The sequence below is a fragment of the Pantoea sp. SGAir0418 genome, from assembly GCF_043529865.1.
Genome location: NZ_CP027911.1, coordinates 2,184,486 through 2,211,458 on the forward strand (window position 1 = coordinate 2,184,486; position 26,973 = coordinate 2,211,458).

Annotated in this window: 22 protein-coding genes; 13 read left to right on the plus strand and 9 right to left on the minus strand. The window is 58.7% G+C overall.

Annotated features, from left to right (window positions below):
- Positions 1 to 11: 11 nt before the first annotated feature.
- The gene (oqxB, locus tag C1N84_RS10035; protein WP_058758475.1) at positions 12 to 3,167 is read left to right on the plus strand and encodes a multidrug efflux RND transporter permease subunit OqxB; all 3,156 of its coding nucleotides are present in this window, start codon (positions 12 to 14) and stop codon (positions 3,165 to 3,167) included.
- 192 nt (positions 3,168 to 3,359) lie between these two features.
- Here the strand turns inward: oqxB and C1N84_RS10040 are convergent, their stop codons facing one another.
- Positions 3,360 to 3,845 carry an RrF2 family transcriptional regulator gene (locus C1N84_RS10040; RefSeq protein WP_031279147.1) on the minus strand — a complete coding sequence of 162 codons (486 nt, stop codon included), beginning with the start codon at positions 3,843 to 3,845 and terminating at the stop codon, positions 3,360 to 3,362.
- A gap of 521 nt (positions 3,846 to 4,366) precedes the next feature.
- Between C1N84_RS10040 and C1N84_RS10045 the strand changes: the two genes are divergently transcribed.
- A complete protein-coding gene (locus tag C1N84_RS10045; RefSeq protein ID WP_104092896.1) occupies positions 4,367 to 4,579 on the plus strand; it encodes a hypothetical protein in 213 nt (70 codons plus the stop codon).
- A 45-nt stretch (positions 4,580 to 4,624) separates the two neighbouring features.
- Here the strand turns inward: C1N84_RS10045 and C1N84_RS10050 are convergent, their stop codons facing one another.
- Positions 4,625 to 5,812, minus strand: coding sequence for an MFS transporter (locus C1N84_RS10050; protein WP_264441301.1), 1,188 nt, complete (start codon positions 5,810 to 5,812; stop codon positions 4,625 to 4,627).
- Between the two features lie 210 nt (positions 5,813 to 6,022).
- Between C1N84_RS10050 and tus the strand changes: the two genes are divergently transcribed.
- Positions 6,023 to 6,949 (plus strand): DNA replication terminus site-binding protein, encoded by a 927-nt coding sequence (gene tus, locus C1N84_RS10055; RefSeq protein ID WP_264441302.1) that lies wholly within the window; start codon positions 6,023 to 6,025, stop codon positions 6,947 to 6,949.
- Positions 6,950 to 7,002: 53 nt separating this feature from the next.
- Here the strand turns inward: tus and fumC are convergent, their stop codons facing one another.
- A complete protein-coding gene (fumC, locus tag C1N84_RS10060) occupies positions 7,003 to 8,400 on the minus strand; it encodes a class II fumarate hydratase (protein ID WP_394541615.1) in 1,398 nt (465 codons plus the stop codon).
- Positions 8,401 to 8,597: 197 nt separating this feature from the next.
- Between fumC and manA the strand changes: the two genes are divergently transcribed.
- The 7 genes from manA (at position 8,598) to C1N84_RS10095 (ending at position 15,481) form a co-directional block, all read left to right on the plus strand.
- The gene (gene manA, locus C1N84_RS10065) at positions 8,598 to 9,773 is read left to right on the plus strand and encodes a mannose-6-phosphate isomerase (protein ID WP_264441303.1); all 1,176 of its coding nucleotides are present in this window, start codon (positions 8,598 to 8,600) and stop codon (positions 9,771 to 9,773) included.
- A gap of 129 nt (positions 9,774 to 9,902) precedes the next feature.
- Positions 9,903 to 11,402 carry a YdgA family protein gene (locus C1N84_RS10070; protein WP_394541616.1) on the plus strand — a complete coding sequence of 500 codons (1,500 nt, stop codon included), beginning with the start codon at positions 9,903 to 9,905 and terminating at the stop codon, positions 11,400 to 11,402.
- Positions 11,403 to 11,535: 133 nt separating this feature from the next.
- Positions 11,536 to 12,099 carry a fasciclin domain-containing protein gene (locus tag C1N84_RS10075; RefSeq protein WP_136547780.1) on the plus strand — a complete coding sequence of 188 codons (564 nt, stop codon included), beginning with the start codon at positions 11,536 to 11,538 and terminating at the stop codon, positions 12,097 to 12,099.
- A gap of 43 nt (positions 12,100 to 12,142) precedes the next feature.
- Positions 12,143 to 12,697: a sigma-70 family RNA polymerase sigma factor gene (locus tag C1N84_RS10080; protein ID WP_125309644.1), complete on the plus strand. Its 555-nt coding sequence runs from the start codon at positions 12,143 to 12,145 to the stop codon at positions 12,695 to 12,697.
- The gene (locus tag C1N84_RS10085; protein ID WP_125309646.1) at positions 12,694 to 13,341 is read left to right on the plus strand and encodes an anti-sigma factor; all 648 of its coding nucleotides are present in this window, start codon (positions 12,694 to 12,696) and stop codon (positions 13,339 to 13,341) included. The genes C1N84_RS10080 and C1N84_RS10085 overlap by 4 nt, the downstream gene beginning before the upstream one ends.
- A gap of 398 nt (positions 13,342 to 13,739) precedes the next feature.
- Positions 13,740 to 15,182: a methyl-accepting chemotaxis protein gene (locus tag C1N84_RS10090; RefSeq protein ID WP_249217842.1), complete on the plus strand. Its 1,443-nt coding sequence runs from the start codon at positions 13,740 to 13,742 to the stop codon at positions 15,180 to 15,182.
- A 62-nt stretch (positions 15,183 to 15,244) separates the two neighbouring features.
- A complete protein-coding gene (locus tag C1N84_RS10095; RefSeq protein ID WP_058769724.1) occupies positions 15,245 to 15,481 on the plus strand; it encodes a hypothetical protein in 237 nt (78 codons plus the stop codon).
- A 73-nt stretch (positions 15,482 to 15,554) separates the two neighbouring features.
- Here C1N84_RS10095 and C1N84_RS10100 read toward each other — a convergent pair whose 3' ends face one another.
- Together C1N84_RS10100 and malI are read right to left on the minus strand one after the other, a co-directional pair.
- Complete coding sequence (locus C1N84_RS10100) at positions 15,555 to 16,754, minus strand: glycosyltransferase (RefSeq protein WP_211726264.1); 1,200 nt, start codon at positions 16,752 to 16,754, stop codon at positions 15,555 to 15,557.
- Positions 16,755 to 17,156: 402 nt separating this feature from the next.
- The gene (gene malI, locus C1N84_RS10105; protein ID WP_031279152.1) at positions 17,157 to 18,182 is read right to left on the minus strand and encodes a Mal regulon transcriptional regulator MalI; all 1,026 of its coding nucleotides are present in this window, start codon (positions 18,180 to 18,182) and stop codon (positions 17,157 to 17,159) included.
- A 177-nt stretch (positions 18,183 to 18,359) separates the two neighbouring features.
- Here malI and malX point away from each other — a divergent pair, with 177 nt between their 5' ends.
- The 3 genes from malX to add all read left to right on the plus strand — a co-directional run bounded on the left by malX (position 18,360) and on the right by add (position 22,241).
- Complete coding sequence (gene malX / locus C1N84_RS10110; RefSeq protein WP_031279154.1) at positions 18,360 to 19,946, plus strand: maltose/glucose-specific PTS transporter subunit IIBC; 1,587 nt, start codon at positions 18,360 to 18,362, stop codon at positions 19,944 to 19,946.
- A 2-nt stretch (positions 19,947 to 19,948) separates the two neighbouring features.
- The gene (locus tag C1N84_RS10115; protein WP_264441305.1) at positions 19,949 to 21,124 is read left to right on the plus strand and encodes a MalY/PatB family protein; all 1,176 of its coding nucleotides are present in this window, start codon (positions 19,949 to 19,951) and stop codon (positions 21,122 to 21,124) included.
- 118 nt (positions 21,125 to 21,242) lie between these two features.
- On the plus strand, positions 21,243 to 22,241 hold the full coding sequence (gene add / locus C1N84_RS10120) for an adenosine deaminase (RefSeq protein ID WP_127834039.1): 999 nt from the start codon (positions 21,243 to 21,245) through the stop codon (positions 22,239 to 22,241).
- Between the two features lie 62 nt (positions 22,242 to 22,303).
- Here add and C1N84_RS10125 read toward each other — a convergent pair whose 3' ends face one another.
- From C1N84_RS10125 to araG, 4 genes are all read right to left on the minus strand, one after another.
- Positions 22,304 to 23,344 (minus strand): oxidoreductase, encoded by a 1,041-nt coding sequence (locus tag C1N84_RS10125; RefSeq protein WP_264441306.1) that lies wholly within the window; start codon positions 23,342 to 23,344, stop codon positions 22,304 to 22,306.
- Positions 23,345 to 23,421: 77 nt separating this feature from the next.
- The gene (gene araC, locus C1N84_RS10130) at positions 23,422 to 24,339 is read right to left on the minus strand and encodes an arabinose operon transcriptional regulator AraC (RefSeq protein ID WP_021506176.1); all 918 of its coding nucleotides are present in this window, start codon (positions 24,337 to 24,339) and stop codon (positions 23,422 to 23,424) included.
- A 57-nt stretch (positions 24,340 to 24,396) separates the two neighbouring features.
- Positions 24,397 to 25,383 carry an L-arabinose ABC transporter permease AraH gene (araH, locus tag C1N84_RS10135; protein WP_021506177.1) on the minus strand — a complete coding sequence of 329 codons (987 nt, stop codon included), beginning with the start codon at positions 25,381 to 25,383 and terminating at the stop codon, positions 24,397 to 24,399.
- Positions 25,384 to 25,400: 17 nt separating this feature from the next.
- Positions 25,401 to 26,921, minus strand: a complete 1,521-nt coding sequence (araG, locus tag C1N84_RS10140; protein WP_021506178.1) for an L-arabinose ABC transporter ATP-binding protein AraG — start codon at positions 26,919 to 26,921, stop codon at positions 25,401 to 25,403.
- Between the last annotated feature and the right edge of the window lie 52 nt (positions 26,922 to 26,973).

Below are 26,973 nucleotides of genomic sequence, written 5' to 3' on the forward strand. Positions count from 1 at the left end.
GACTGCCCGTTATGGATTTCTCCCGCTTTTTTATCGACCGACCGATTTTCGCCGCGGTGCTGTCGATTTTGATATTTACCACCGGACTGATCGCCATTCCGCTGTTGCCGATCAGTGAATACCCCAACGTGGTACCACCCAGCGTGCAGGTGCGCGCAGAATATCCCGGTGCCAACCCCAAAGTGATTGCTGATTCGGTGGCAACGCCGCTGGAAGAAGCGATCAACGGGGTGGAAAACATGATGTACATGAAGTCGGTGGCCGGCTCAGATGGCGTGCTGGTTACCACCGTGACCTTCCGCCCGGGGACCGATCCCGACCAGGCGCAGGTCCAGGTGCAAAACCGCGTGGCACAGGCTGAAGCGCGTCTGCCGGAAGAGGTGCGTCAGCTCGGCCTGACCACCCAGAAGCAGTCACCTACCCTGACACTGGTGGTGCATCTGTTCTCGCCCCACGGCAAGTACGATTCGCTCTATCTGCGTAACTACGCCACGCTGAAGGTGAAAGATGAGCTGGCGCGCCTGCCAGGCGTCGGCCAGATTCAGATCTTCGGTGCCGGTGACTACGCGATGCGCGTCTGGCTCGACCCGAACAAAGTGGCGGCGCGCGGCATGACCGCCGGCGACGTGGTCAGCGCCATGCAGGAGCAGAACGTGCAGGTTTCTGCCGGGCAGCTCGGCGCCGAGCCGACGAAGAAAGAGAGCGATTTTCTGCTGTCGATCAACACCCAGGGGCGGCTGGAAGATGAGGCGCAGTTTGGCAACATCATCCTGAAAACCGCCGATGACGGCACGCTGGTGCGCCTGCGTGACGTGGCGCGCATCGAGATGGGCTCCGGCAGCTATGCCCTGCGTTCGCAGCTGAACAACAAGGATGCGGTCGGTATCGGTATCTTCCAGTCACCGGGCGCAAACGCCATCGACCTGTCGAATGCGGTACGCGCCAAGATGGCCGAGCTGGCAACGCGCTTCCCGGATGACGTGCAGTGGGCCGCGCCTTATGACCCGACGGTGTTCGTGCGTGACTCGATCCGCGCCGTGGTCCAGACGCTGTTCGAAGCCATCGTGCTGGTGGTGCTGGTGGTGATTCTGTTCCTGCAGACGTGGCGCGCCTCGATCATCCCGCTGCTGGCCGTGCCGGTGTCGGTGGTCGGTACCTTCAGCGTGCTCTATCTGCTGGGCTTTTCGCTCAATACCCTGAGTCTGTTCGGGCTGGTGCTGGCGATTGGTATCGTGGTCGATGACGCCATCGTGGTGGTGGAGAACGTCGAACGTAACATTGAGCAGGGCTTAACACCGGTGGCGGCGGCTCACCAGGCGATGCGCGAGGTCTCCGGGCCGATTATCGCCATCGCGCTGGTGCTGTGTGCGGTATTTGTGCCGATGGCCTTCCTCTCGGGCGTAACCGGTCAGTTCTATAAGCAGTTTGCCGTGACCATTGCCATTTCGACGGTGATTTCGGCGATTAACTCGCTGACGCTCTCTCCGGCGCTGGCGGCGAAACTGCTGAAGGCGCACGGTGCGCCGAAGGACCTGCCGACGCGCCTGATCGATCGTCTGCTGGGCTGGGTGTTCCGGCCGTTTAACCGCTTCTTCCAGCGCAGCTCAGACGGCTATGAATCGATGGTCGGCAAAACCCTGCGCCGGCGCGGTGCGGTGTTTGGCGTATACGTGCTGCTGCTGGCCGGTGCCGGCTTTATGTTCCATACCGTGCCAGGTGGCTTTATTCCGACGCAGGATAAGCTGTACCTGATTGGTGGCGTGAAGATGCCGGAAGGCTCATCGCTGGCGCGTACCGATGAAGTGATTCGTAAGATGAGCGAAATCGGCATGAACACCGAAGGCGTGGCCTACTCCGTCGCCTTCCCCGGCCTGAATGCGCTGCAGTTCACCAATACGCCGAATACCGGCACGGTGTTCTTCGGTCTGAAGCCGTTCAGCGAGCGCAGCCGCACTGCGGCGGAAATCAACGCTGAGATCAACGCGAAAATTTCCAAAATCCAGCAGGGCTTCGGTTTCTCCATCATGCCACCGCCGATCCTCGGTCTGGGCCAAGGATCGGGCTATTCGCTGTATGTGCAGGACCGTGCGGGCCTGGGCTATGGTGCTCTGCAAACCGCGATTAATACCCTGTCCGGTGCGGTGATGCAGACGCCTGGCATGATGTTCCCGATCTCCTCCTATCAGGCCAACGTGCCGCAGCTGGATGTGCAGGTCGATCGCGACAAAGCCAAAGCACAGGGCGTATCGCTGACCGATCTGTTCACGACGCTGCAGGTGTATCTGGGTTCCTCTTACGTCAACGACTTCAATAAGTTTGGTCGTACCTGGCGCGTGATGGCGCAGGCCGACGGGGATTTCCGCGACAGCGTGCAGGATATCGCAAACCTGCGCACCCGTAACGATCGCGGTGAGATGGTGCCGATTGGCAGCATGGTGAACATCACCACCACCTACGGTCCGGACCCGGTGATTCGCTATAACGGCTATCCGGCGGCCGACCTGATTGGCGATGCCGATCCGCGCGTGCTCTCTTCTGCGCAGGCGATGGAGAAACTCGAGGCGATGTCCAGCCAGGTGCTGCCGAACGGCATGAATATCGAATGGACCGACCTGAGCTATCAGCAGGCAACCCAGGGCAACACCGCGTTTATCGTGTTCCCGGTGGCGGTGCTGCTGGCGTTCCTGGTACTGGCGGCGCTGTATGAGAGCTGGACGCTGCCGCTTGCGGTGATCCTGATCGTACCGGTGACGATGCTGTCCGCACTGGTCGGCGTGTGGCTGACCGGCGGCGATAACAACGTGTTTGTCCAGGTCGGTCTGGTGGTGCTGATGGGGCTGGCATGTAAGAACGCCATCCTGATCGTCGAGTTCGCCCGCGAACTGGAGATGCAGGGCAAAGGGATTGTGGAGTCGGCGCTGGAAGCCTGTCGCCTGCGTCTGCGCCCTATCGTTATGACCTCCATCGCCTTTATCGCCGGCACCGTGCCGCTGATTCTGGGCGAAGGTGCGGGCGCCGAAGTGCGTGGCGTCACCGGCATCACCGTGTTCTCGGGCATGCTGGGGGTTACGCTGTTTGGCCTGTTCCTGACGCCAGTGTTCTACGTGACGCTGCGTAAGCTGGTGACGCGCAAACAGCAGCCAGCGGTGGAAACGCAGACGGTGTAAACGCTAAGGAGTAAAACCCATCCGGGCCACCGTGCCCGGATTTTTTTTGCCTGGCGCAGCATGACGATGTTACACAGCAACAGCGCGCCTCTGCGCCAGAGCACAGCAGCGTGATTTCACAGGATTTACAGGGGTAGATTGTGCGTACAGAAGCGGAATGGAAAGGTGCGCATCAGCGATGCGCACGGGAGGTTAGCGGTCTTTTTTGCAGAGTTCGGCGATTTCGAGGTCAGGCAGCGGTTCGCAGTTGCTGGTATCGTGCTTTTTCAGCTCGTTAAGGGCATCGGCGACGGTGCGGGTTTCCAGCACTTTAAGCGACGCCTCTTCCGCTTGCTCCGCGATCGATTTGAAGTACCAGCACAGGTTGGCGCTGACCAGGCAGCGCGGTGCGACATCGGGGCGCGACGCCCACAGTTTTTTGTCTTCAATCACTGAGGTGTAGATATCGCGCAGCGTGATCTCAGCGGCCGGACGACCCAGATGGATCGAGCCGGTACGGCCAAGCGTCGAGACAATGATGCCATCGCGCGTTAACGGAACCATGAGTTTCCGAATGAAACTGGGGTTCGCTTCAAGACCGTACGCCAGAATGGCACTGGTCGAGCGTTTACCCAATTGCTCCGCCATCGCTACGCTCAAAACCATCTGCAAAGCTGTCGGGAAGCGGTAATCTAGCATTTCTGTTTCCTGAGTTGCGGCCTATCTTCTTGTTTTCATACCGCGGCAGTGAATAATCAATGAGCAATAAATATAACAAACACTGTTGCTTTTTAGAATACCGAAAATGCTTTCCACCCGTGACTAACCTGCGCTATTACCCGCCTTGATATCGACTTAATATATTGAATTTAAATAAAAAGATTCCAGTATAACATGCCGCTGACCGCTTTAGCACTCTGAGCCTCGCGCAACAATATGCGCGATGTGTCACTTTTTTGCCCCCACCGCTGTAGCTGCGGGCTGGCAAAGGACGTTGTGACAAAGGGATGATTATTTCTGCACGCGTGGTGCGCCGTGTGCGCATCCGACCTTCAGACAAGCCATTGTTTCTGTGTAAGAAACAAAAACACCCCGGCGAAGGGGGCTGCGTCAGGGTCGATTAACCGGCTTCTGAAAGGAATAATATTGATCCGTGTCAGGATTCCCTTGCTATTTTTTGCACAAAATGCGCGCCGTTACTATTTTCGAGGCGCGAAATAATGTCTGTATTATCCCCGGTCGTCGGCGCGTTATTGCTGACCGTTCTCCCGCTGATGGTAGGCATCATCACGGCGGCAACCAGCTGCCTGAACGCGCCAACCTTATGGCAATGCGTACGGATGGCACCGCTGCCTTTCATTGTCTCGGCTGGCTGCACTCTGCTGTTAAGCGCGTTGTGTTGCCTGCTGCAATATCTGACGGATCGCCACTAAAGCGCAGCAGCGGCCATCTCTGCCCGTTAGCCGTCAGTGGCGGTTTCAACCTGCGGATTCCGGAGCGCCTGCCGGCAATTTCCGCTTCAGCACCACCACCAAAAGCACGTTGATGAGCGCCAGCCCGCATAACAGCCACAGCGTAGCCTGCGCACCGGAATGCTGGAAAATATAGCCGCCAATCAGCGGTGTGAGCGCCTGACCAATCAGCGCCGGTCGCGCCATGCGGCCAACCACAATGGCGTACTCTTCCGGTTTCACCATCGCCAGCGGCAGCGTACCGCGCACGATAGCCCGCAAGCCATTCCCTGCACCGTACAGCACCATACTCACCAGCGCCCACGCGGGATAACAGGCCAGCAGCAGTAATCCCAGCGCCACCAGTCCGACCGAGAAGAAAGTGGTCCAGATGGGATGGCCGCGTTTGAACGCCATATCGACAATGCGCGACGCCACCTGGCACGGCCCCAGCAGCGTGCTGATCGCCAGCGCGGCGCTCAGCGAATGCCCGCTCGCCTGCAGCAGGGTAATCAGCTGCACCGATATCGCCGTCATGATCACCGACGCGAGGGTAAAGATGCTGCACAGCAGCCAGAACAGCGTGGGAGCCAGTGAATTCTGTGCGGTATGCTGTTGCGTGGCTTTTGGTATGGATGGCGTGCGCGGCGCTGGCAGCGCATACAGGTAAGCCGGCAGCACCGCCAGACACAGCAGCGCGGCAATAGCCAGACAGGCGCCGCGCCACTCCAGCCAGTGGATCAGCAGCGCGATGCCGGGCCACACCAGCGAGGTGCAGAATCCTGAAATCAGCGTAATACCGGTAATCGCGCCACGCGCCTGGCCGCCATATAAGGTGCCCAGCGTGGCGAACAGCGCGTCATACAGGCCCATCGCCATGCCCGCGCCGATAATCAGCCAGGCGAACAGAAACAGCGGCAAATTGTGGCTCAGCGCCATGATCACCAGCCCGAGCGCCATCACCGCCCCGCTCGCCGCCAGCAGCCGGCGACCGTGTGCGCGGGCAATCAGCTGGCCGCACAGCGGTGCCAGCAGGCCAGAGACCAGAATGCCGAGCGAAAGTGCGCCATACACCCACTGCTGCGACCAGCCGGTTTCCGCGATGATCGGGTTAGCCATCACGGCCATCAGATAAAATGATCCGCCCCATGACAGGATCTGCACGGCGCCGAGCGTGACGATAGCGGGCGCGCCCGGTTTTGGCTGATACTCCACAGCTAATATCCGTTAACAGGTAAATCACGGTTATAACATGTTCATCCGACAGGAAAAATGCCCGCGCGCCCTGTTGAGCCGAATTCCACGCCGGGGTTTCAGCGACTGGATGGATAAACCTTATTTCAGTATGTTGTAACTAGTATGCCTGCTTGCTCGCCACGTCATTCAGTGCCACCCTTTGGTATGTTGTAACTATGGAGAACCGCGATGGCTCGCTATGATTTGGTGGCTGATTTACATGAATGCGTCAATACGCTGGAGCGCGAACTCACTGCACTGCGGGCGTCGGTTGAACAGCAGCCGCTGTTGCTGGCGCGCGTGTTCAGCCTGCCGGAAATCGAGAAAGGCAAAGAGCATGATGAAATCAACCGCATCGCGGTGACCCAGCATCTCGGTAAACGCGCGCGCGAAATGGCCCTCGCCCACTATTGCCGCCTGTTTATGCAGCATCAGTCAGAAAAACTCAGCACCAAAGCGGCGGTGCGTCTGCCTGGCGCCCTCTGCATTGAGGCGGATGAGGCGGCCAGCCAGGGACTGGAGCAGCAGGTCACGACCATCAACACCCTTAAACAGCGGCTGGAGCAATTGATCACCGTCGACTCCGGCCTGCCAAGCGAGGCGCGTTTTGAGTTTGTGCACCAGCATCTGCGTGGCCTGATCACGCTCAACGCCTACCGCAGCGTCACGCTACTGCAGGCGCCGGATACGCTGCGTTTTGGCTGGGCGAATAAAAACATCATCAAAAAGGTGACGCGCGAGGCCATCGTCGGGCAACTGGAGCGCAGCCTGAAGGCGAACCGCGCGCAGGCGCCGTGGACGCGCGAACAGTGGGCAGAGAAAGTGCAGCAGGAGCTGGAGCGGGTGCGGTCATTGCCGGACGGCGCGCAACTGAAGATCAAGCGGCCGGTTAAAGTGCAACCTATCGCGCGGCTGTGGCGCGCCAGCGAGAAAAAACAGCTGCAGCTGGCCTGCCCTTCGCCGCTGCTGGTGTTGTGCCGCGATCGTACGCAGGTGCCGACGCTGGGTGAACTGCTGGATTACGATGCTGAAAACATCACGCACCGTTACAAGCCGCTGGCGCAGCCGCTGCATCTGATCATCCCGCGGCTGCATTTATGGAGTGACCGTCTGTAAGGCAAAAAAACAGCGCGACAGGTCGCGCTGTAGTGTCCGGCAGTAAAGCAAAGCTATTGCTTCATGCTGCCAACCATCTCTTCCGGCCGCACCCATTCGTCAAACTGCGCTTCGGTCAGGTAGCCGAGCTGCAGCGCCGAGGCCTTCAGCGTCAGCCCCTGCTTGTGCGCCTGCTTGGCAATTTCCGCCGCTTTGTCATAGCCGATATGGGTATTCAGCGCGGTAACCAGCATCAGCGACTCGTTGAGCAGCTGATCGATGCGCTCGCGGTTGGGCTCAATGCCCACCGCGCAATGGTGATTGAAGCTGTCCATGCCGTCGGCCAGCAGCCGTACCGACTGCAGGAAGTTGTGGATCACCATTGGCCGGTAGACGTTGAGTTCGAAGTTACCGGACGCACCGCCCATGTTCACCGCCACGTCATTGCCCATCACCTGGCAGCACAGCATGGTCAGCGCTTCACACTGGGTAGGATTGACTTTGCCTGGCATGATCGAGCTGCCGGGCTCATTTTCCGGGATGCTGATTTCACCGATGCCGCAGCGCGGACCGGACGACAGCCAGCGCACATCGTTAGCGATTTTCATCAGCGAGGCGGCCAGGCCTTTCAGCGCGCCGTGCGCATGCACCAGCGCATCGCAGGTCGCCAGCGCTTCAAACTTGTTGGGCGCAGTGACAAAGGGTTGCTGCGTCAGGTCGGCCAGCGCTTTCGCCACGCGCACCGCATATTCCGGATGGGTATTCAGGCCGGTACCGACTGCGGTACCGCCCAGCGCCAGTTCGGCGACGTGCGGAATACTGTGTTCGATGTGCTTCAGATTGTTCTCCAGCATGGCAACCCAGCCGGAAATCTCCTGGCCGAGCGTCAGCGGTGTGGCGTCCTGCAGGTGGGTACGACCAATTTTAACGATGTCTTTAAACGCGGCGGACTTCTCGCTCAGGGTATTTTTCAGCACCTCGATTTGCGGGATCAGCTGTTCGCGCAGCGCAATCACCGCGGCAACGTGCATCGCCGTCGGGAACACATCGTTGGAGCTCTGGCTCTTGTTAACATCATCATTCGGATGCACTTTGCGTGACATGCCGCGCTCGCCGCCCAGCAGTTCGCTGGCGCGGTTAGCCAGCACTTCATTCATGTTCATATTGGTCTGGGTGCCGGAGCCGGTCTGCCAGATGGCCAGCGGGAACTCGTCGCTGTGCTGGTCGGCCAGCACCTCGTCAGCGGCGTCGATAATTGCCCCGGCCCGTTCAGCCGGCAGCAGCCCCAGATCGCGGTTAACCTGGGCGGCGGCGCGCTTGGTCAGCGCCAGCGCGTGCACCAGCGCCACGGGCATCTTCTCGGTGGAGATGCGGAAGTGCTCCAGCGAACGCTGCGTTTGTGCGCCCCACAACTTATCTGCCGGAACTTCGATCGGACCCATTGAATCTTTTTCAATGCGGTTGGCTGCCATGACTACGTCTCCTTAGCTCAGATTTTGAGGTTTCCGCCTAAGTCGTCTTCCCGCGACGCCTTAGAGCGAGCAAGATGGTCACATACAAGAAATTAACATTATGCGAGCCCATCGCGTTTATTGCACTTGTTCGTGTATTTTCTATGGCACTTTCTGCTTTAATACGCTTATTTACTTACCGTTATTAAGGGTAAACGATGCAAAAATTGAACAATTCGCTGCAAAATTACGCATGGGGCAGCAAAACCGCGCTGACCGAACTCTACGGCATCGAAAACCCGCAGGGATTGCCGATGGCGGAATTATGGATGGGCGCGCACCCGAAAAGCCCCTCTACCGTTGAAGTGAATGGCGTCACCCGTTCGCTGCGTGACGTGATCAATGACGATCCGCTCGCGACGCTGGGCGCCACGGTAGCGCAGCGTTTCGGTGAGCTGCCGTTTCTGTTTAAAGTGCTGTGCGCCGATCAGCCGTTATCGATTCAGGTGCATCCCAGTAAAACTGCCGCAGAAGCCGGTTTCGCGCGTGAAAACGCGGCGGGCATTCCGCTCAGCGCCGCCGAGCGCAACTATAAAGATGCTAACCACAAGCCCGAGCTGGTCTATGCCCTGACGCCATTCCAGGCGATGAACGGCTTTCGCGAACTGCCTGAGATTGTCTCGCTGCTGGAGCCGGTCGCGGGCGCGCATCCGCAGATCGCCCATTTCCTCGAAAACGCCAGCGAAGCCGCGCTGGCTAAACTGTTCGCTACCCTGCTGTCGCTGAAAGACGAGAGCAAAACCCGCGCGCTCGGCGTGCTGAAATCCGCGCTGAACGCGCGCGAAGGCGAACCGTGGCAGACCATCAAAACCATCGCCAGCGACTATCCGGACGATAATGGCCTGTTCTCACCGCTGCTGCTGAATGTCATCACCCTGCAACCGGGTGAGGCGATGTTCCTGTTCGCCGAAACGCCGCATGCCTATCTGAAAGGCGTGGCGCTGGAAGTGATGGCGAATTCGGATAACGTGCTGCGCGCCGGCCTGACGCCGAAATTCATTGATATCCCGGAACTGCTGGCCAACCTGAAGTTCGAGGCCAAACCGGCGGCGACGCTGCTCACGCAGCCGCAGACGCAGGGCGACAGCCTGATTTTCCCGATCCCGGTTGAAGATTTTGCCTTCGCCATCCATACGCTTTCAGCCACGCCGCAAACGCTGGCGCAGCACAGTGCCGCCCTGCTGTTCTGCATTGAAGGCCAGGCGGTGATTGAAAAGGCCGGGCAGCAGCTGGTACTGCAACCGGGCGAATCCTGCTTTATCGCAGTCAGCGAGTCGCCGGTGAGCGCGGCGGGGACCGGCCGTCTCGCCCGGGTGTTCAACGCGCTGACGTGAGGCGGCTGACGCCTGCAGCATTAACTGCTATTATTTCAAACTATTAATTAAAAAACGCCTGCGGGCGTTTTTCTTCACCCGTCGCGCGGCCCAACGGTATGCGCACGCAAGGATAAGGACGACTCAGCGATGAAAAAGACCAAGGTTGCCGTAGGTGTGATTGTGGCGCTCGGCGTAATCTGGACTGGCGCAGCGTGGTTTACCGGTAAACAGCTGGAAAGCCACATGGATGAGATGCTGCAAAATGCCAACAGCCAGATCAACGCGTACGCGCCGAATAGCCGTCTGACGCTCAGCTATCAGGATTACCAGCGTGGCGTATTCAGCAGCAAAACCAAACTGGTAATTCAGGCCAGTTCGCAGACCGAAGACAATCCGCTGCTGAAGCCGGGCCAAAGCATCGTGCTCAACGAAACCATCGACCACGGTCCTTTCCCGTTTGCTCAGCTGAAGCGCGGCAACCTGATCCCCAGCATGGCCTCGGTGCACACCGAACTGGAAAACACCGATGCGGTGAAGAAACTGTTTGAACTGACCCAGGGCAAATCGCTGGTTAATGCCGATACCCGCGTTGGTTACAGCGGCGCGACCGATACCGCGCTGCACCTGCTGCCGGTGGATTACAGCAATGCGCAGACCGGTGATCGCCTCGCCACCAACGGCGGCACGCTCAACGTCAGCGCGGACAGCAAAGGCGACAAAATCAGTCTGCAGGGCGACTTCACCAGCATCGCCGTCACCAGCAAAAACCAGCTGCAGCAACCGGTGCTGTTTACCCTTAACGGTCTGAAGCTGGGCGGTGACACCCACCTGAGTCCGGAAGGCGTGCGCGTCGGCGACCAGACCATCACGCTGGATAAGCTCGACGCCAGCATCAACGGTCAGGAAGGCCTGACGCTGGAGAAGCTGGACGGGAAGTCCTCGTTCGACAACAAAGACGGCAAGATTGGCGGCCAGATTGATTATCAGGTCGATAACATCAGCCTGCAGAAACAGCCGTTCGGCGAAGCTAAACTGGCGATGAAATTTGCGCAGTTTGGTGCTCAGGCGGTGAAAACCTTCTCTGACCAGTACAATGCGCAGATGCAGGATCTGCTGAACCAGCCTGGCGTGGTGGACGATCCTATCCGCTACCAGGCCAGCGTGCAGACCATTTTGAGAAATAACCTGCCGACCCTGCTGAAAGGTTCGCCGACCGTAAGCGTGGCGCCGCTGAGCTGGAAAAATGACAAAGGCGAGAGCACGTTCAACCTTAACGTCGGTTTTAACGATCCGGCGACCGTCACCGGTGAACCGCAGAGTCTGGGTGCCGCTGTGGATCGCGTGCTGAAAACGCTCGACGGCAAGCTGAGCATCAATATGCCGATGGCGACCGAAGTGATGCGTCACGTCGGGCTGGCGGAAGGTTATCAGGGTGGTGACGCGCAGAAGCTGGCCGATCAGCAGGTGAAAGGCCTGGCGGCGATGGGCCAGATGTTCCGCCTGACGCAGCAGCAGGACGATAACATCACTACCAGCCTGCAATACGCTAACGGTCAGGTCACCATGAATGGCGACAAAATGACGCTGGAGCAGTTTCTGTCGCGCTACATGTTAGGCGCGCCAACCAGCGAAGGCATGCCAGAGTAATCCCCGCGGCAGCCCTCTCCGGGCTGCCGTTTTCCCCCGGCAAAAATATTTCACCCTTTTCTGCATCCGTTCAGCCGCACCGTACGTATATCCCTTTGTGAGCACCTTTCTGCTCCTTCAATGAGGATATATGATGAAAAAGTTAATCAGTCTTGCCGTTCTGTCTGCTGCCCTGCTTGGCGCTAACACTTCGATGGCGGCCATGCACACCGACTCGGTGATGGTGGGCGGTGCGGCAATGTATCCACAAAAAAACATTATTGAAAATGCCCTGAACTCGAAGGATCACACCACGCTGGTCGCTGCTGTTAAAGCCGCGGGTCTGGTCGATACTTTACAGGGTAAAGGTCCGTTCACCGTCTTTGCACCGACTAACGCCGCCTTTGCCAAACTGCCTGCCGGCACCGTTGATGCACTTCTCAAACCGGAAAACAAAGCCAAACTCACCAGCGTGCTGACCTACCATGTGGTCGCCGGTAAATATGATATGAAAGCGCTGGAGCAAAAAATTAAACAGGGTGGCGGTAAAGCCGAATTGAAAACGGTGAATGGTCAGCCGCTGTGGATTATGAACAACGGTCCGCACAATATTCAGCTGAAAGATGGTCAGGGTAATGTGGCGAATATCAGCACTTATGATGTTAATCAGAAAAATGGCGTGATTGATGTTATTGATACTGTTTTGATGCCTGAATAACTGTCTATACTCGGTAAGGTTAAATAAACCCGCCAGGAGTATTATGGACGCGTCTCAGGCTGAGCAACAAATAGCCTTAATCAGGGCGGTCGCCAGTGGCGATCGCCCTGCGTTTGAACAGCTGTACCGGCTGACGTCACCGCACCTGTTTGCGGTAGCGCTGCGCATGTTACGCCAGCGGGCGTGGGCGGAAGAGATTCTGCACGAGTGCTATATCACCATCTGGCACAACGCCGCGTCATTTAACAGTGCGCTAAGTTCGCCGCTTACCTGGATGACGCACATTGTACGCAACCGCTGTATTGACTGGCTGCGCAGCGGCTATGCCAGACAATTTAACACTGACGAAACCTGGCTCGACGAACACAGCAGCGCGCTGGATGACACCCGCATTGATGAGCAGTGCGATCCGCAGGTCGCCCGCTTACACCAGTGTATGAAGCATCTCAGCAGTGAGCAGCGCCAGTCTATCTCGCTGGCCTACTATCAGGGCTTGTCACATGCGGACATCGCCGGATGGCTGCAGCAGCCGGTGGGCTCGGTGAAAAGCTGGATTCGACGCGGGATGGAACATTTACGGGAGTGCGTAGGACTATGAGCGACAAGGTGCAGCGAGACGAAGCCCTGGCTGCAGAATACGCCCTCGGCACACTGCGCGGCAGCGCACGCCTGCGTTTTCAGCGCCGGCTGCAGGCCGAGCCGGCGCTGGCAGCGCGCGTGGCGCACTGGCAAACGCTGTTAGCCGGACTCGATCTGGCGCAGCCGCCGATCACGCCGCCGGCGACGCTATGGAAAAAAATCGTGCTTTCCCTGCCAGCGGAAACACGCACCGCGCCCAAACGTCGCACTCTGCCGTGGCTGGCGGCCGCCTGCGTCGCGCTGGGATTGGCGCTGTCGGCATACTGGCTGCGCGAGCCGGCGATGACGCCGTTAGCGGTACTGACCGATGCGCAACACAGTGGACAATGGGTGGTAAGCGCCAACCGCCAGCAGGATGTGATTAGCCTGGCCCCGCTGCAGGCCAGAGCGGTCAGGGCGGATCAGAGCCTGGAACTCTGGCTGATTCCGCCGGGTGAGTCACCGGTGTCGCTCGGCCTGATCAGCGGCACGGCGTCGCAGCACTACCCGATTGAAAAATCACAGTCCTTGGCCAAGGCTACGCTGGCGATCAGCCTGGAACCGCACGGCGGTTCGCCAACCGGACGCCCTACGGGCCCGGTGTTGTACAGTGTGAATTTATAAATGGTCAGGGTCGCGGCAAAAAAGACCACGTTAGCGTGGCATGCTATTCAGACATGTTACGCCGGGCGGATATTAACGGATAGGGTTAATAAAATAGCCGCGCGTGACTTAATGCAAATTATTAAGTCGTGGAGAATACTATTTCAGCAAACGGAAATAACGATTAATCATTATTTACTTTTTCGCCATGTTTAATGCTGCGGCCGGGCTGATATCGTCAGCATGAAAATTAATTTAACGCATCTTGCGGAAAGAAATATTTTATCGACGATTCATTTTCTTTTTCCGAATTCCCTGCCATGCTTAAAACGCTAAACCATAGTACGCGATATTATCGCGAACAATAAATAATAACGCTCGACACCATTGTGTCTTAAACGACACCGGGGAAACTCACCATGCAATTTCTTAAAAACTTCACCATTCGCCGGGTTGTGCAGTGCATCCTGGTCGCGGCGCTGCTGATTGTGGCGCTGGCCGGGATCTATGGCAGCACGGTGCTGCGCGACATGCATCAGCGCGAACTGCATAACGCCACCCTGACCAGCCAGCTGCTGTTTCTAAATCGCGCCAGTTTAGTGATGGCATCGGGAACCACGGCGGCGAAAGCGGCCGTAGCGGCCGATGCGCCGGCCGATAGCGACTGGGCGCCGCTGCGTGCCGCTCTCACCGCATCGCCGGCTGACTTTGCGGTGCCTGCGGCTGAGCGCCTGCAGTTGCTGCAGCGTGACATCGCAGCGAATAACCATGCCGACCAGTCCGATCGCCAGCGTCTGCAAATGGCCTTTGGCATTGCTGCACTGCTGATGCTCGCGCTGCTGCTGTTCTGTGACCGTTTTCTGGTCACGCATCTGGTACGGCCGCTGGGGGCGCTGCGGGAACATTTCCGCGGCATCGCCGCTGGCGATCTTACGCGGGAACCGCAGGATTTTGGCCGCAATTGTGTGGGTCAGCTGATTCCGCTGGTCAGGCTGATGCAGCAGAGCCTGCTGACCACGGTGCGCGCCGTGCATGACAACACCGACGTGCTGCGCAAGGAGTCTGCGGATATCGCCAGCGGCAATGCCGATCTGTCCGACCGCACCACCCGCCAGGCGGCTGCGCTCGAGCAGACCTCGGCCAGCATGGAGCAGCTTAGCGCCACCGTAGAGAAAAATGCCCACAGCGCCGGCGAAGCGCGCGAGCTGGCTGAGGATGCGGCGCGCACCACGCGCGACGGCGAAGCGCTGGTCAAAAGCGTGTCAGCGATGATGGCAGACATCGCCGCCGAAGCCGATAAAATCCGTCAGTTTACCGCCACGGTTAACAGCATCGCGTTTCAGACCAATATTCTGGCATTGAACGCGGCGGTTGAAGCCGCCCGCGCCGGTGAGCAGGGACGCGGCTTTGCCGTGGTGGCAGCTGAAGTGCGCACGCTGGCACAACGCAGCGCCAGCGCCGCGAAGGAAATTGAAGGCCTGATTAACGGCACGGTGACGCGTGTCGGCGAGGGCGCACAAACCGCGCAGCGCGCCGGCGCCATCATGGACAGCGCCACGCAAAGCGTTTCCGCCGTCACGTCGCTGATTGGCCAGATTGCGCTGGCGTCAGACGAACAGAGCAAAGGCATTGCCCAGGTTACGCTGGCCGTGACCGATCTGGATCGCGTTACCCAGCAGAATGCCGCACTGGTGAAAGAGATCGCCACCTCGGCCGGCAGCCTGAATGGCCGTACCGGAACGCTGGCGGCGGTGATCAGCCATTTTCGTTTTTCTGACAGCCCACCGCCCGGGGCTCAATCCGAGTTAACAACATCCGGCACCGGCACCGCTGCTGTTGCGGCCAGCCTTGCCAGCCTCTGACCGACGCTGCGTGCAGCACATAACAACACCGCCAGGGAAAGGCCACAATAAGAGAAAAATTTATGAGTCATCAATTATTGCAGCACCTTGTACCGGTTCAAACCGATGTCCGCGACTTGCGTATTGCCGCAGGCATGACACAACTGCTTGCCGCGGAGCGCTTCGACCTCAGCCTGCGCGTCTGGCAGATGAAGGAGTCCACCGCAAAACCCTCCCCGCTCAGTCAGGGAGAATATGAGTTTTTGCTGCTGCTGGCGGGCAAACATCCCTTTCTTGATCTGACGACGAAAGCACGTTAACTCACCTGGCGCTGGCCGTCAGGCCAGCGCCGCTCTGCCCCCAGGGTTGATGAGAAGCGGCTAAACCGGCCGGTCATATATCCACTCGCTTTGGTGCGTTCACGCCTGAGGCCCGATCGGCCTCGCCAGCTAACTGATAAAAAGCGTCCAGGCTGGCGCGAAAGCGCGCCGGATCGTGCTGGTCTTTAATTCTTTGCAGCGCCCGCGCCGAGCGGGTGCTGATCGCCTCGCGCTGCGCCATCATCTGCGTGATGATCTGTTTGAGCTGCGCAATAATTCTGTCCCTGATCGCCTGTTTCTCCTGCGCTGAACCGATAGCGATTTCAAACATATCATTCAACGGACACTCAATAAGCCAGCCGGCCGAGGCCGGGTTTATTTCCGGCAGTGCCCGCACATTAGTGGTAATGACCGGACAGCCGCACGCCTGCATTTCCAGCACTGAAAAGCCGTAGGTATCCTGCCAGGTCGGTAATAATCCCACATCGGTCTGTTCGAGCATTTTCATCAGCCGATCATTTTGCAAAAATGTTTCATGCCTGAAGATTGCCTGCTGATTAATCAGGTCTTCAATCCGCTGATGAAATTGCGCGTCATCCTGCTGCGCGCCGTGCGCGATATTATAGCGATGCTTCAGGTTGCCCGTTAAATTCACCTGCACGCTGTCAGGGTGAATGATGCCTTCTGCCAGCAACTCGCTAAACGCCAGCACCACTTCCGCCCCACCTTTACGATAAAACTCATTGCCGACAAAGCTGAACGTCAGCTTCGCCTGATTCACCGGCCTGACCCGATCACAGATAATTGCCTGTGGCGGATGCAGGGTGTGCAGTTTGGGCAAAATGGCTGCAGCCTGCTGCGGAAACGCCTGTAACAGCTTGATTTGAATTTTTTTCGTCGCGTCGGAGATAGCCAGCAGCGCCGTACACTGCGGTGCCGCGATCAGTTTGAGTTGTTTCTGCAATTGTGGATTATGCAGTTTGGCCATGCCCGGCACCGGCAGCACGCGCGGAATTTCGGTTTCAAATGTCGCCATCCAGCGTTTTTTCGTGCAGGCCACCTCATTAAAAAGATGGATGATTTGCGCATCGTCCGGCACCGAGAACGGTAGTGGCGCGAAAATAAACAACTTATTGGCTTTGCGGATTTTCTGCCTGACGGCGTTACGATAAAACCAGATATTTTTATATTTCAGATTGAGATAATGGTGTGAATCGTTGACGATGATATTTCTCTTTTCCGGATAACCTTTCCCGTTTACGATTATTTTCATACGTGCCCCGGCACAGGAAAAATAAGCATAGCTGGCAGTATATTCCTCGCCAGTCACAAATCCAGCGAGCAAGTAAACCCGCGCTAAACAATAAGAAAATACACATTTTGTGACAGGTAATAACATCAGCCAGCCTGAATAAAATACAGGCGCGGCCGGTAAAGAATATTAATCAATACAAAATTTGCGTAATTTATAAAAATGGCTAACGCGTTGATTTTTATTTAACGCTGGCCATATTATGACAATTTCGTGTCAGGATTTGATGCCGAAGTTTAATCTTTATTTTCTGCTGGCCCGCAATGCATAAGCAGAACGATGATCACAGGCCGGCTGAAAATCGGTAAGCAGCGGTAACAGAAACGTGGCGAATAATGACCTGACGCCGGGCGGGCGACAGGCTTAACGGCCCTGCACCAGCTGCGGCGGCACGATTAACGTCTGCACATCGGCCTGTGGCTGCGCCAGGCGCTGTAATATGCGTTCTGCCGCGCGCCGCCCGACGATGCGCGCTTCACTGCTGACAAACGTCAATGCCGGATCGTTCAGCTCAGGCTGCGGATCGTCGTTGAAGCCGACCAGCGCCAGCTGCTGGGTGTAGTAACTGTCCACGGCATCTTCCCCGAGGGTGCGGCCGCTGCGCAGCGCGCCGAAATAGCAGCCGAGCGTGGTGCTGGCATTGTGGGCCAGAATAGCAGTAATACGCGGATGCTGATGCAGCAGCGCCTGCGTCAGCGCAGAGACACTCTGCTGGCGATCGTCACATTCGATAATCCAGTCCGGGCGAAACGGCAAACCGTACTGCAGCAGCGTGGCGCAATAGCCGCCGATACGTTCGGCGCGCGTCAGTGAGGAACCCAGACCGCCCACCCAGGCAATGCGCTGATGTCCCTGTTTGATTAGATACTCGGTGGCCATCCGCGCCGCCTGGCTGTTATCCGGACGCAGCGAATCGACTTTTTCCAGACTGCTGGCGCGCGCGGCGCAGATCAGCGCAATATTTTGCTCCTGCGCCTGCAGCCGCAGCGATTCCGCCTGCGCCACCGCGCCGCCCAGCACAATGCCATCGGCACCCTGCGCCGCCAGCGAATCAAAACAGCGCTGCAGATGCTGGCCGTGCTGGCCACTCTGCGTCAGCACCAGCACTTTGCCCTGCTGCTCCAGCACCTCGCTCAGTCCCGCCGTCATTGCCGCATAAAAGGGCTGGCTGAGATCGCGCACGATCAGGCCAATCACCCCGCTCTCACCGCCGCGCAGCATGGAGGCTGAGCGGTTACGCACATAGCCGAGTTGCTCAATCGCCTGATTCACCCGCGCGGCGGTGGCGGGTGAAATCCGCCCTTTGCCGGACAGCACCAGCGATACCGTGCTGACCGATACGCCAGCGGCCTGCGCGACATCATGGATGGTGATTTTTTGCTGGGACATAGTGTGACGCTATTCGTTGCCGGAAAATTCAAAGAGGTAAAACGTTACACTGATTCACATAAAAATAAAGCCTGATGCTCGTCACGCTTTGTGATTATCACCACAAAAAGCCGTGATAAAACGTTTTATCATCCCCCACCACTTTACCCGCTTGTTACTTTTTAGCCAGGAGAGACTATGCCTCACAGCCAACCCAAAATGTCGCTCTGGGAATTTTTCCAGAGCCTGGGGAAAACCTTCATGCTACCCGTGGCGCTGCTGTCGTTTTGCGGCATCATGCTGGGCATCGGCAGTTCACTCAGCAGCCATGATGTACTGACGCTGATTCCGTTGCTCGACCAGCCGTTCCTGCAATACCTGTTTATCTGGATGGCGAAAATCGGCTCCTTTGCCTTTAGCTATTTGCCGGTGATGTTTGCCATCGCCATCCCGCTGGGCATGGCGCGGGAAAACAAAGGCGTGGCGGCATTTGCCGGCTTCGTCGGCTTTGCGGTGCTCAATCTCAGCGTTAACTTCTGGCTGAACATCAACGGGATTCTGCCGACTACCGATGCGGCGGTGCTGAAAGCCAATAACGTGCAGAACATTCTCGGCATTCAGTCCATCGACACCGGTATTCTCGGCGCGGTGATTGTCGGCATTGTGGTGTTCTGGCTGCACGAGCGTTTCCACAATATTCGCCTGCCGGATGCGCTGGCATTCTTCGGCGGCACGCGCTTTGTGCCGATTATCACAACCGTGGTGATGGGCCTGCTGGGGCTGGTGGTACCGCTGATCTGGCCATTCTTTGCGCGCGCGATCACCGGTCTTGGCTGGATGATCAACAGCGCAGGCGAATTCGGCCCGATGATCTTCGGCACCGGTGAACGTCTGCTGCTGCCGTTTGGCCTGCAGCATATTCTGGTGGCGATTATTCGCTTCACCGATGCCGGTGGTACCATGGAGGTGTGTGGTCACAGCGTCAGCGGCGCGCTGACCATCTTCCAGGCGCAGCTGGCGTGTCCGGAAACTCACGGCTTCGCGGAAAGCGCTACCCGCTTCCTGTCGCAGGGTAAAATGCCGGCATTCCTTGGCGGCCTGCCGGGGGCAGCGCTGGCGATTTACCACTGCGCGCGCCCGGAAAACCGTCACAAAATTAAAGGCCTGCTGATTTCGGGCGTGGTTGCCTGCGTGGTTGGCGGCACTACTGAACCGATCGAATTCCTGTTCCTGTTTGTCGCACCGGTGCTGTATCTGATCCACGCACTGCTGACCGGTCTCGGCTTCACCGTGATGGCAATGCTTGGCGTGACCATTGGTAATACCGACGGTAACGTGATCGACTTCTTCGTGTTTGGCGTGCTGCACGGCCTTTCGACCAAATGGTACTGGGTGCCGGTGATTGCCGCCGTATGGTTTGTGGGTTACTACGCCATCTTCCGTTTCGCCATCACCCGTTTCAACATCAAAACACCAGGCCGCGAAGCAGAAACCAGCCGCGTTGAGCAGCAGGTCAGCCGCGCCGGCGTGGGCAAATCCGGCTACAACACGCCAGCGATTCTCGCGGCGCTGGGTGGCGTTGACAACATCACCTCGCTGGATAACTGCCTGACGCGCCTGCGCCTGTCGGTGGCCGACATGAGCAAGGTCGACGATGCCGCGCTGAAAGCCAACGGCGCCATCGGCGTGGTGCACCTCAATCAGACCAATCTGCAGGTAGTCATTGGCCCGCAGGTGCAGTCGGTCAAAGATGAAATGGCCCATCTGATGAGCGCGACGGTGTAAACATGCAGGCGTTTAATTTTGATCGGGTAGTGGATCGCCACGGCAGCTGGTGCACGCAGTGGGACTTTGTCGCCGACCGCTTTGGCGTGCCAGATCTGCTGCCCTTCACCATCTCGGACATGGATTTCGCCACCGCGCCCTGCATCATTGACGCGTTGCAGCAGCGGCTGAATCACGGCGTGCTGGGCTACAGCCGCTGGCAGCACGAGGATTTTCTCTCCGCCCTGCAGCACTGGATGCGCAGCCGCTTTGCCAGCGAGATCGCGGCAGAGTCGCTGGTGTATGGCCCGTCGGTGATTTATATGGTGGCGCAGCTGCTGCGCCACTGGACGCAGGCGGAGGATGAAGTGCTGATTCACACACCCGCCTATGATGCGTTTTACCAGACAATCATCGGTAATCAGCGCAGGGTGCTGGAGTTACCGTTGCAGCGCGCTGGCGACACATGGCGCTGTGATATGGCTCAGCTGGAAACCCTGCTGGCGCGGCCGCGCTGTAAGGTGATGTTACTGTGCAGCCCGCACAACCCCACCGGCAAAGTGTGGCAGCGCGCAGAACTGCAGCAGATGGCGGCACTGTGCGAACGGCATGGCGTGAGCGTGATCAGCGACGAAATCCATATGGATATGGTGCTAAGCGAGGCGCGCCACACGCCGTGGTGCGAGGTGGCACAAGGCCGCTGGGCACTGTTTACCTCAGCCTCGAAGAGCTTCAATATTCCGGCGCTGACCGGCGCCTGGGGCATTATTCCGCACGCGGACGACCGCCGGGCGTGGTTTCACGCGCTGAAGCAGCAGGACGGGCTGTCGTCACCGGCGGTGATGGCGCTGGCTGCCACCATTGCCGCCTACCGTCACGGCGCACCCTGGCTCGACGCGCTGCGCGATTATCTGCGCGCCAATATGCAGCACATTGCGCAACGGCTCAACGCGGCGTTTGCCGGGCTCAACTGGCAACCGCCGCAGGCCACTTATCTGGCATGGATTGACACCGCGCCGCTGGCCATTGATGACGTCGCGCTGCAGCAGCGGCTGATCCAGCAGCATAAGGTGGCGATTATGCCAGGCAGCACCTACGGCAGCGCCAGCCGCAGCTATCTGCGTCTCAACGCTGGCTGCCCGCGCAGCAAGCTGGATGACGGGCTGGACCGGCTGATTGCCGCACTGCAATCGTTCTGAACCACAGCGGATGCTGATTAATTCAGCATCCGCTATCCGCTTTGCGCAAATCACTGGCGCGGTTGCGCAAGATGTTTTTATAATGGTCTGCACTTTACGTTAATTCAGCGAGTGCGACATGATTGATGCGAAACTTCCCCTCACCGACCTTCACCGCCACCTCGATGGCAATATCCGCGCCCAGACCATCCTTGATTTAGGTCGTCAGTTCAATCTTGCGCTGCCCGCCGATACGCTGGATACCCTGCGTCCACACGTGCAGGTGACCGCCAACCAGCCGGACCTGGTGAGCTTCCTGCAGAAGCTTGACTGGGGCGTCAAAGTGCTGGGCGATCTCGACGCCTGCCGCCGCATTGCGCTGGAAAACGTCGCTGACGCCGCGCAGGCCGGTATCCATTACGCTGAGCTGCGCTTCTCACCGGGCTACATGGCGATGAACCATCAGCTGCCGATTGCCGGCGTGGTGGAAGCGGTAATTGATGGCGTGCGCGCGGGCGTACAGCAGTATGGCGTTGATGTGAAGCTGATTGGCATCATGAGCCGCACCTTCGGCGAAGAAGCCTGCCTGCGCGAGCTGGAAGGTCTGCTGGCGCACCGCGACGGCATCACTGCCGTCGATCTGGCCGGCGATGAACTGGGCTTCCCGGGCAGCGAATTCCTCAGCCACTTTAACCGCGCCCGCGATGCCGGATTCCGCATCACCGTGCATGCCGGTGAAGCCGCCGGACCGGAGAGCATCTGGCAGGCGATCCGCGAGCTGGGCGCTGAGCGCATCGGTCACGGTGTCAAAGCGATTGAAGACCGCGCGCTGATGGATTTCCTCGCCGAACAGCGCATTGGCATTGAATCCTGCCTGACGTCGAACATTCAGACCAGTACCGTAGCCTCGCTGGCCAGCCATCCGCTGAAGGCGTTCCTGCAGCACGGTATTCTGGCAACCATCAACACTGACGATCCGGCGGTACAGGGCATTGAGCTGGCGCATGAATATGAGGTGGCTGCGCCACAGGCGGGCCTGAGCGCCGCCGAGATTCGCCAGGCGCAGGAAAACGGTATTGCCATCGCCTTTTTAACCGAGGCGGAGAAAGCCGCGCTGCGCCAGCGCGTGGCGGCATAAGCCATAAAAAAGGAGCGCAGATTGCGCTCCTTGTTGATCGGCTGGCGATAACGCCGTCCGGTTTACTTTAGTGACAAGGTCTGGCGTTTCTCCGCCGACTGCAGGCCAAGCTCAATCAGCTCCATCACCTGAATCGCCTCTTCCGCCGTAACCGGGTTGGCACCGTTACCGGCAATGGCGTCGCGGATCGCCGCATAATAGGCCGGATAGTTGCCCGGCAGCGTCAGCAGCTCTTTCTCCACCATCACTTCGCCCTCGGCCAGCGTCAGCGTGCCGTTGCGCATGTCGTAGCCCCACTCTTCACGCGGCGGACGTTCACCGGCTTTCAGACGGTCCTCCTGCGGATCGAGCCCGTACTTAACGTAGCTGCCGCGCGTGCCGTGCACCACAAAACGCGCCGATTCCGCGGCCACCAGCATGCTGGCATGCAGCACCACGCGCCGGGAGGGATAAGTCAGCACCGCGTGGAAGTAATCGGTGGTTTGCGCGCCCGGACGCAGTTCAGCCATGTCGACGTTGATCGCCACCGGCGGTCCAAACAGCTGCAACGCCTGGTCCAGCACGTGCGGTCCAAGATCGAACCAAATCCCGCTGCCCGGGCCTTTCATTTCGCGCCAGCGCTGACGCACTTCCGGACGGAAACGGTCAAAGTGCGACTCCAGATAGCGCACCTCGCCCAGCGTGCCGTCGTTCAGCAGCGTTTTCAGCGTCAGGAAATCGCTGTCCCAGCGGCGGTTGTTGAACACCGACAGCAGCAGCCCTTTGGCTTTGGCCAGCTGATCGAGCTCGCGTGCCTGTGACAGTGTCACGGTAAACGGTTTATCGACCACCACATGCTTGCCGGCATTGAGTGCCGCTTTGGCGAGCGGGAAATGGGTGTCGTTCGGGGTAGGAATTACAATCAGGTGCAGCGTCGGGTCATCCAGCAGTGCCTGAGGATCGGCCACCACCTGCACCGACGGCCAGTCAGCGTGCACTTTACTGGCATCGCTGCTGGAGATCGCCGCCAGCTCAACGTCTGGCGTACCGGCGATCAGCGGCGCATGGAAGGTTTTGCTGGCAAATCCGTAGCCGATCAGGCCGACACGTAGTTTATCGCTCATTCTCATTCCTCTTGTTCGTGACCTGACTGATTTAAGACGAATCAGTCAGTAAGAACAAGGCGGAATCACCTGAAAGCTCAGGAGATCGCACTCCGTGCCGGTTGCCAGCTCTCCTGGGCCACCAGCGCGTCGTGCGCATCCTGACTGCGGCGGCGGAAATCGCTCGGACTGACGCCCACCCGCTTGCGGAACACGCGCGAGAAGTAGAGCTGGTCGTCGTAGCCGACCTCGCGCCCCACCGAGGCGATCGGTTCCTGAGTGGTTTGCAGCAGCAGCTTGGCGCGGATCACCCGCTGATCTTCGCGCCAGCGCAACAGGTTGATTCCCATCTGCTCGCGGAACAGGTGGGCCAGGCGCGACGGCGACAGACAGACGTGGCGCGCCACTTCCTCGATTTTCACCTCGCTGGCCAGATGATTGGTGACGTACTGGCAGGCTTCAATCACGCGCGGATCGCGAATTTGCTGATGGCTGCGCGGATCCTCTTCCACCGCACGCAGCAGCAGACGCTCCAGCAGATTCATCGCCAGCTCCTCGGCAAAGCGACGTCCGGAGTTGTGCGTCTGTTCGATGCTGGCAAACAGACGGTCAAATTCGGCGCGCAGCGCATCCGGCAGCCGCAGCCGGCCAACGCCCTGGTTCTGATCCTGCCACTGCAGCCAGTCGGTCCAGTAGGCGCGCGGACGGAAATAGACCCAGCGATGATGCCAGCACGGACTGTCCGGCGCGCGGCCATAGTAGTGCGGCGTTTTCGGCTGAAACAGCAGCAGGTCGCCTGGCTCGCAGTCAAACGCTGACGCCCCGTCAAACACCCGTCCCTGACCTTTGATGGTCAGATTGAGGATGTAACCTTTCATGCCGTGCGGGCGATCGATAAAAAAATCGAGCTGATCGCCGGCGTTGATTGGCGTCAGACCGGCCACCAGCCAGGCGTTAAACGGATAGCCCGGCAGTAACGGATTTTGCTGTTCACTCGGCGCTTCGCGGTGGTACATAAGGATCTCCCGGTTCGCATGACATTGGGGCGCAGCGTTGCGGCTGCGCCCGCGGGATCAGGCGGTTCTGCTTTTTTGTTTGTAGCGGTCAAAGATCACCGCCGCTAACAGTATCAAACCGCGCACCACATACTGTGAGAATGGCGAGATATTCAATAAATTCATCGCATTCTCGACGGTACCCAGAATTAACACCCCGGCGACCACGTAGGAGATCTTGCCAATACCGCCCTTCAGCGACACGCCGCCCAGCACGCAGGCAGAGATAACGATCAGCTCATAGCCGAGCGAGGTCATCGGCTGACCGCTGGTCATGCGTGAAGCCAGGATAATGCCGGCCGCCGCTGATACCAGCCCGGAAAGGATAAAGATGATGATGCGCGTGCGCACCACCGGCACCCCGGCCAGCCGCGCCGCTTCTTCATTGCCACCAATCGCCAGCGTGTTGCGGCCAAAGGTGGTTTTGTTCAGCAGGAAACCGAACACGATCATGGTGGCGATGGTCAGCCAGATCGGTGCCGGCACGCCCAGCCAGTTGGCGTAGCCGAGGGTGAAAAAGCGCTCATCCTCAATCCCCACCGCTTTACCGTCGGAGAAAATATAGGCCAGGCCGCGCACAATCTGCATGGTCGCCAGCGTGGTGATCAGCGCGTTAATCTTCAGACGCGCAATCACGAAGCCGTTAACGAAGCCAGTGGCCATACCGAGCAGCAGGCCGGCGGCGACGCCGATCCACAGGCTTTCGGTCATGTTGATCACCACGGCGGTGACGACGCCAGCGCAGGCAATCACCGACGCCACCGACAGGTCGAAATCGCCGGAGGCGAGGCAGAACAGCATGCCGCACGCCACCATGCCGGACATCGACATCGCCAGGCCCAGCCCTTTCATGTTGATAAAGGTGCCAAAATTAGGCACGAAGATGGCGCAGACGATAAACAGCAGCGCAAACACCACCAGCATGCCGAAGTTGTCCCAGATGCGCCCGAGCTGCAGGCCACTGCGCTGCACCGGTGGCGTATTGGACGTGGTAGATGAAGCCATTTTTACTCTCCTTTACCTCAGGCCACGGCGGCCGCTTGAGTGGTTTTCGGCATGGCCAGGCTCAGCGTCAGCTGCTCCGTGGCGGCGTCGTGGGGCAGTTCACCGGCAATCTCACCTTCGCGCATCACTACGATGCGGTCGGCCAGTCCCATCACTTCGGGCAGATCGCTGGAGGCAAACAGCACCGCGATCCCTTTGTTCGCCAGTTGATAAATCAGGTTATAGATTTCATGTTTGGCGCCGACATCAATGCCGCGCGTCGGTTCGTCGAGCAGGATCACGTTCATCTCCTCCGACAGCCAGCGGCCCAGAATTGCCTTCTGCTGGTTGCCACCGGACAGATTCATGATCAGCTGATGCGCGCCCGGCGTTTTAATGTTCAGCGAGCGAATGTGGTGGTCCGCGTTTTTCGCTTCCCAGCCCGGCTTGATCAGACAGCCGGCACTCAGGTTGTGGCGGCGCGCGCTGATATTGATGTTTTCGCGCACCGAGTGCACCGGGATGATGCCTTCGGCTTTGCGATCTTCCGGGCACAGCATGATACCGGCGCGGATGGCATCAATCGGTTCGCGGATGTTGAGCTGCTTACCGTCCAGCGTGACCGTGCCTGCGCGCAGCCGGGTGGCACCAAACAGCCCTTTCATCAGTTCGCTGCGGCCGGCACCGACCAGTCCAAACAGACCGACAATTTCTCCGGCGCGCACCGTCAGCGATATCGGCATCCGCACGCCTTTCGCTTCCACCTGGTCCAGCTGCAGACGCACGGGCCCCAGCTCACGTGGCGCGTAGCCATAGATATCTCCAAGATTGCGTCCGACCATCGCCTCCACCAGATCGTCATGGTGGGTATTGGCCATATCCGTGAAGGTACGCACGTAGCGCCCATCCTTAAACACGGTGATGGCATCGCTCAGCGCGAAAATTTCTTCCATGCGATGCGACACGTACAGCACCACCCGGCCCTGTTCGCGCAGCTGGCGAATCACGCGGAACAGATGCTCAATTTCGCGCGCCGACAGCGAACTGGTCGGCTCATCAAAGGCGATGATGCGCGCGTTGCGCGCCAGCGCTTTGGCGATTTCGACCATCTGCCACTGACCGAGCGACAGGTATTTCAGCGGCATGTCGGGGTCGATATCCATGCCAAGATTTTTCAGCTGCAGACCGGCTTCGTAACGCAGCAGCTTGCGGTTAACCAGCCCGCGCTTGTGCGGCAGCTGGCCTAGATAGATGTTCTCCGCCACGCTCATTTCCGGTACCAGATGCAGCTCCTGGTAAATGATCGCCACGCCGGCATCCAGCGCATCAACGGTATTGCTGAAGCTTTTCGCTGTGCCTTTGATGCGGATTTCGCCGCCGCTGGGCTGATAGCTGCCGCTGAGGATTTTCAGCAGCGTGGATTTGCCCGCGCCGTTTTCTCCCATCAGCGCGTGCACTTCACCGGCGCGGCACTGAAAAGAGATATCCTGCAGCGCTTTCACGCCAGGGAAGGTTTTGCTGATGCCATGAAATGACAGAAATGCTGGATCCGTGTTCATGGGAACTCCTGAGCCTCTATGTTTCGCACCGTAGCGGCGTTGGCTGCGCACA

Excerpts from the sequence above, each read along its gene's own strand:
- araC (WP_021506176.1), bottom strand. The coding sequence starts at position 24,339 with ATGTACCACCGCGAAGCGCCGAGTGAACAGCAAAATCCGTTACTGCCG.
- araH (WP_021506177.1), bottom strand. The coding sequence starts at position 25,383 with ATGGCTTCATCTACCACGTCCAATACGCCACCGGTGCAGCGCAGTGGC.
- araG (WP_021506178.1), bottom strand. The coding sequence starts at position 26,921 with ATGAACACGGATCCAGCATTTCTGTCATTTCATGGCATCAGCAAAACC.
- C1N84_RS10090 (WP_249217842.1), top strand. The coding sequence starts at position 13,740 with ATGCAATTTCTTAAAAACTTCACCATTCGCCGGGTTGTGCAGTGCATC.
- add (WP_127834039.1), top strand. The coding sequence starts at position 21,243 with ATGATTGATGCGAAACTTCCCCTCACCGACCTTCACCGCCACCTCGAT.
- C1N84_RS10045 (WP_104092896.1), top strand. The coding sequence starts at position 4,367 with ATGTCTGTATTATCCCCGGTCGTCGGCGCGTTATTGCTGACCGTTCTC.
- C1N84_RS10085 (WP_125309646.1), top strand. The coding sequence starts at position 12,694 with ATGAGCGACAAGGTGCAGCGAGACGAAGCCCTGGCTGCAGAATACGCC.
- C1N84_RS10115 (WP_264441305.1), top strand. The coding sequence starts at position 19,949 with ATGCAGGCGTTTAATTTTGATCGGGTAGTGGATCGCCACGGCAGCTGG.
- tus (WP_264441302.1), top strand. The coding sequence starts at position 6,023 with ATGGCTCGCTATGATTTGGTGGCTGATTTACATGAATGCGTCAATACG.
- malI (WP_031279152.1), bottom strand. The coding sequence starts at position 18,182 with ATGTCCCAGCAAAAAATCACCATCCATGATGTCGCGCAGGCCGCTGGC.
- C1N84_RS10080 (WP_125309644.1), top strand. The coding sequence starts at position 12,143 with ATGGACGCGTCTCAGGCTGAGCAACAAATAGCCTTAATCAGGGCGGTC.
- C1N84_RS10040 (WP_031279147.1), bottom strand. The coding sequence starts at position 3,845 with ATGCTAGATTACCGCTTCCCGACAGCTTTGCAGATGGTTTTGAGCGTA.
- C1N84_RS10095 (WP_058769724.1), top strand. The coding sequence starts at position 15,245 with ATGAGTCATCAATTATTGCAGCACCTTGTACCGGTTCAAACCGATGTC.
- fumC (WP_394541615.1), bottom strand. The coding sequence starts at position 8,400 with ATGGCAGCCAACCGCATTGAAAAAGATTCAATGGGTCCGATCGAAGTT.
- C1N84_RS10125 (WP_264441306.1), bottom strand. The coding sequence starts at position 23,344 with ATGAGCGATAAACTACGTGTCGGCCTGATCGGCTACGGATTTGCCAGC.
- C1N84_RS10100 (WP_211726264.1), bottom strand. The coding sequence starts at position 16,754 with ATGAAAATAATCGTAAACGGGAAAGGTTATCCGGAAAAGAGAAATATC.
- C1N84_RS10075 (WP_136547780.1), top strand. The coding sequence starts at position 11,536 with ATGAAAAAGTTAATCAGTCTTGCCGTTCTGTCTGCTGCCCTGCTTGGC.
- oqxB (WP_058758475.1), top strand. The coding sequence starts at position 12 with ATGGATTTCTCCCGCTTTTTTATCGACCGACCGATTTTCGCCGCGGTG.
- manA (WP_264441303.1), top strand. The coding sequence starts at position 8,598 with ATGCAAAAATTGAACAATTCGCTGCAAAATTACGCATGGGGCAGCAAA.
- C1N84_RS10070 (WP_394541616.1), top strand. The coding sequence starts at position 9,903 with ATGAAAAAGACCAAGGTTGCCGTAGGTGTGATTGTGGCGCTCGGCGTA.
- malX (WP_031279154.1), top strand. The coding sequence starts at position 18,360 with ATGCCTCACAGCCAACCCAAAATGTCGCTCTGGGAATTTTTCCAGAGC.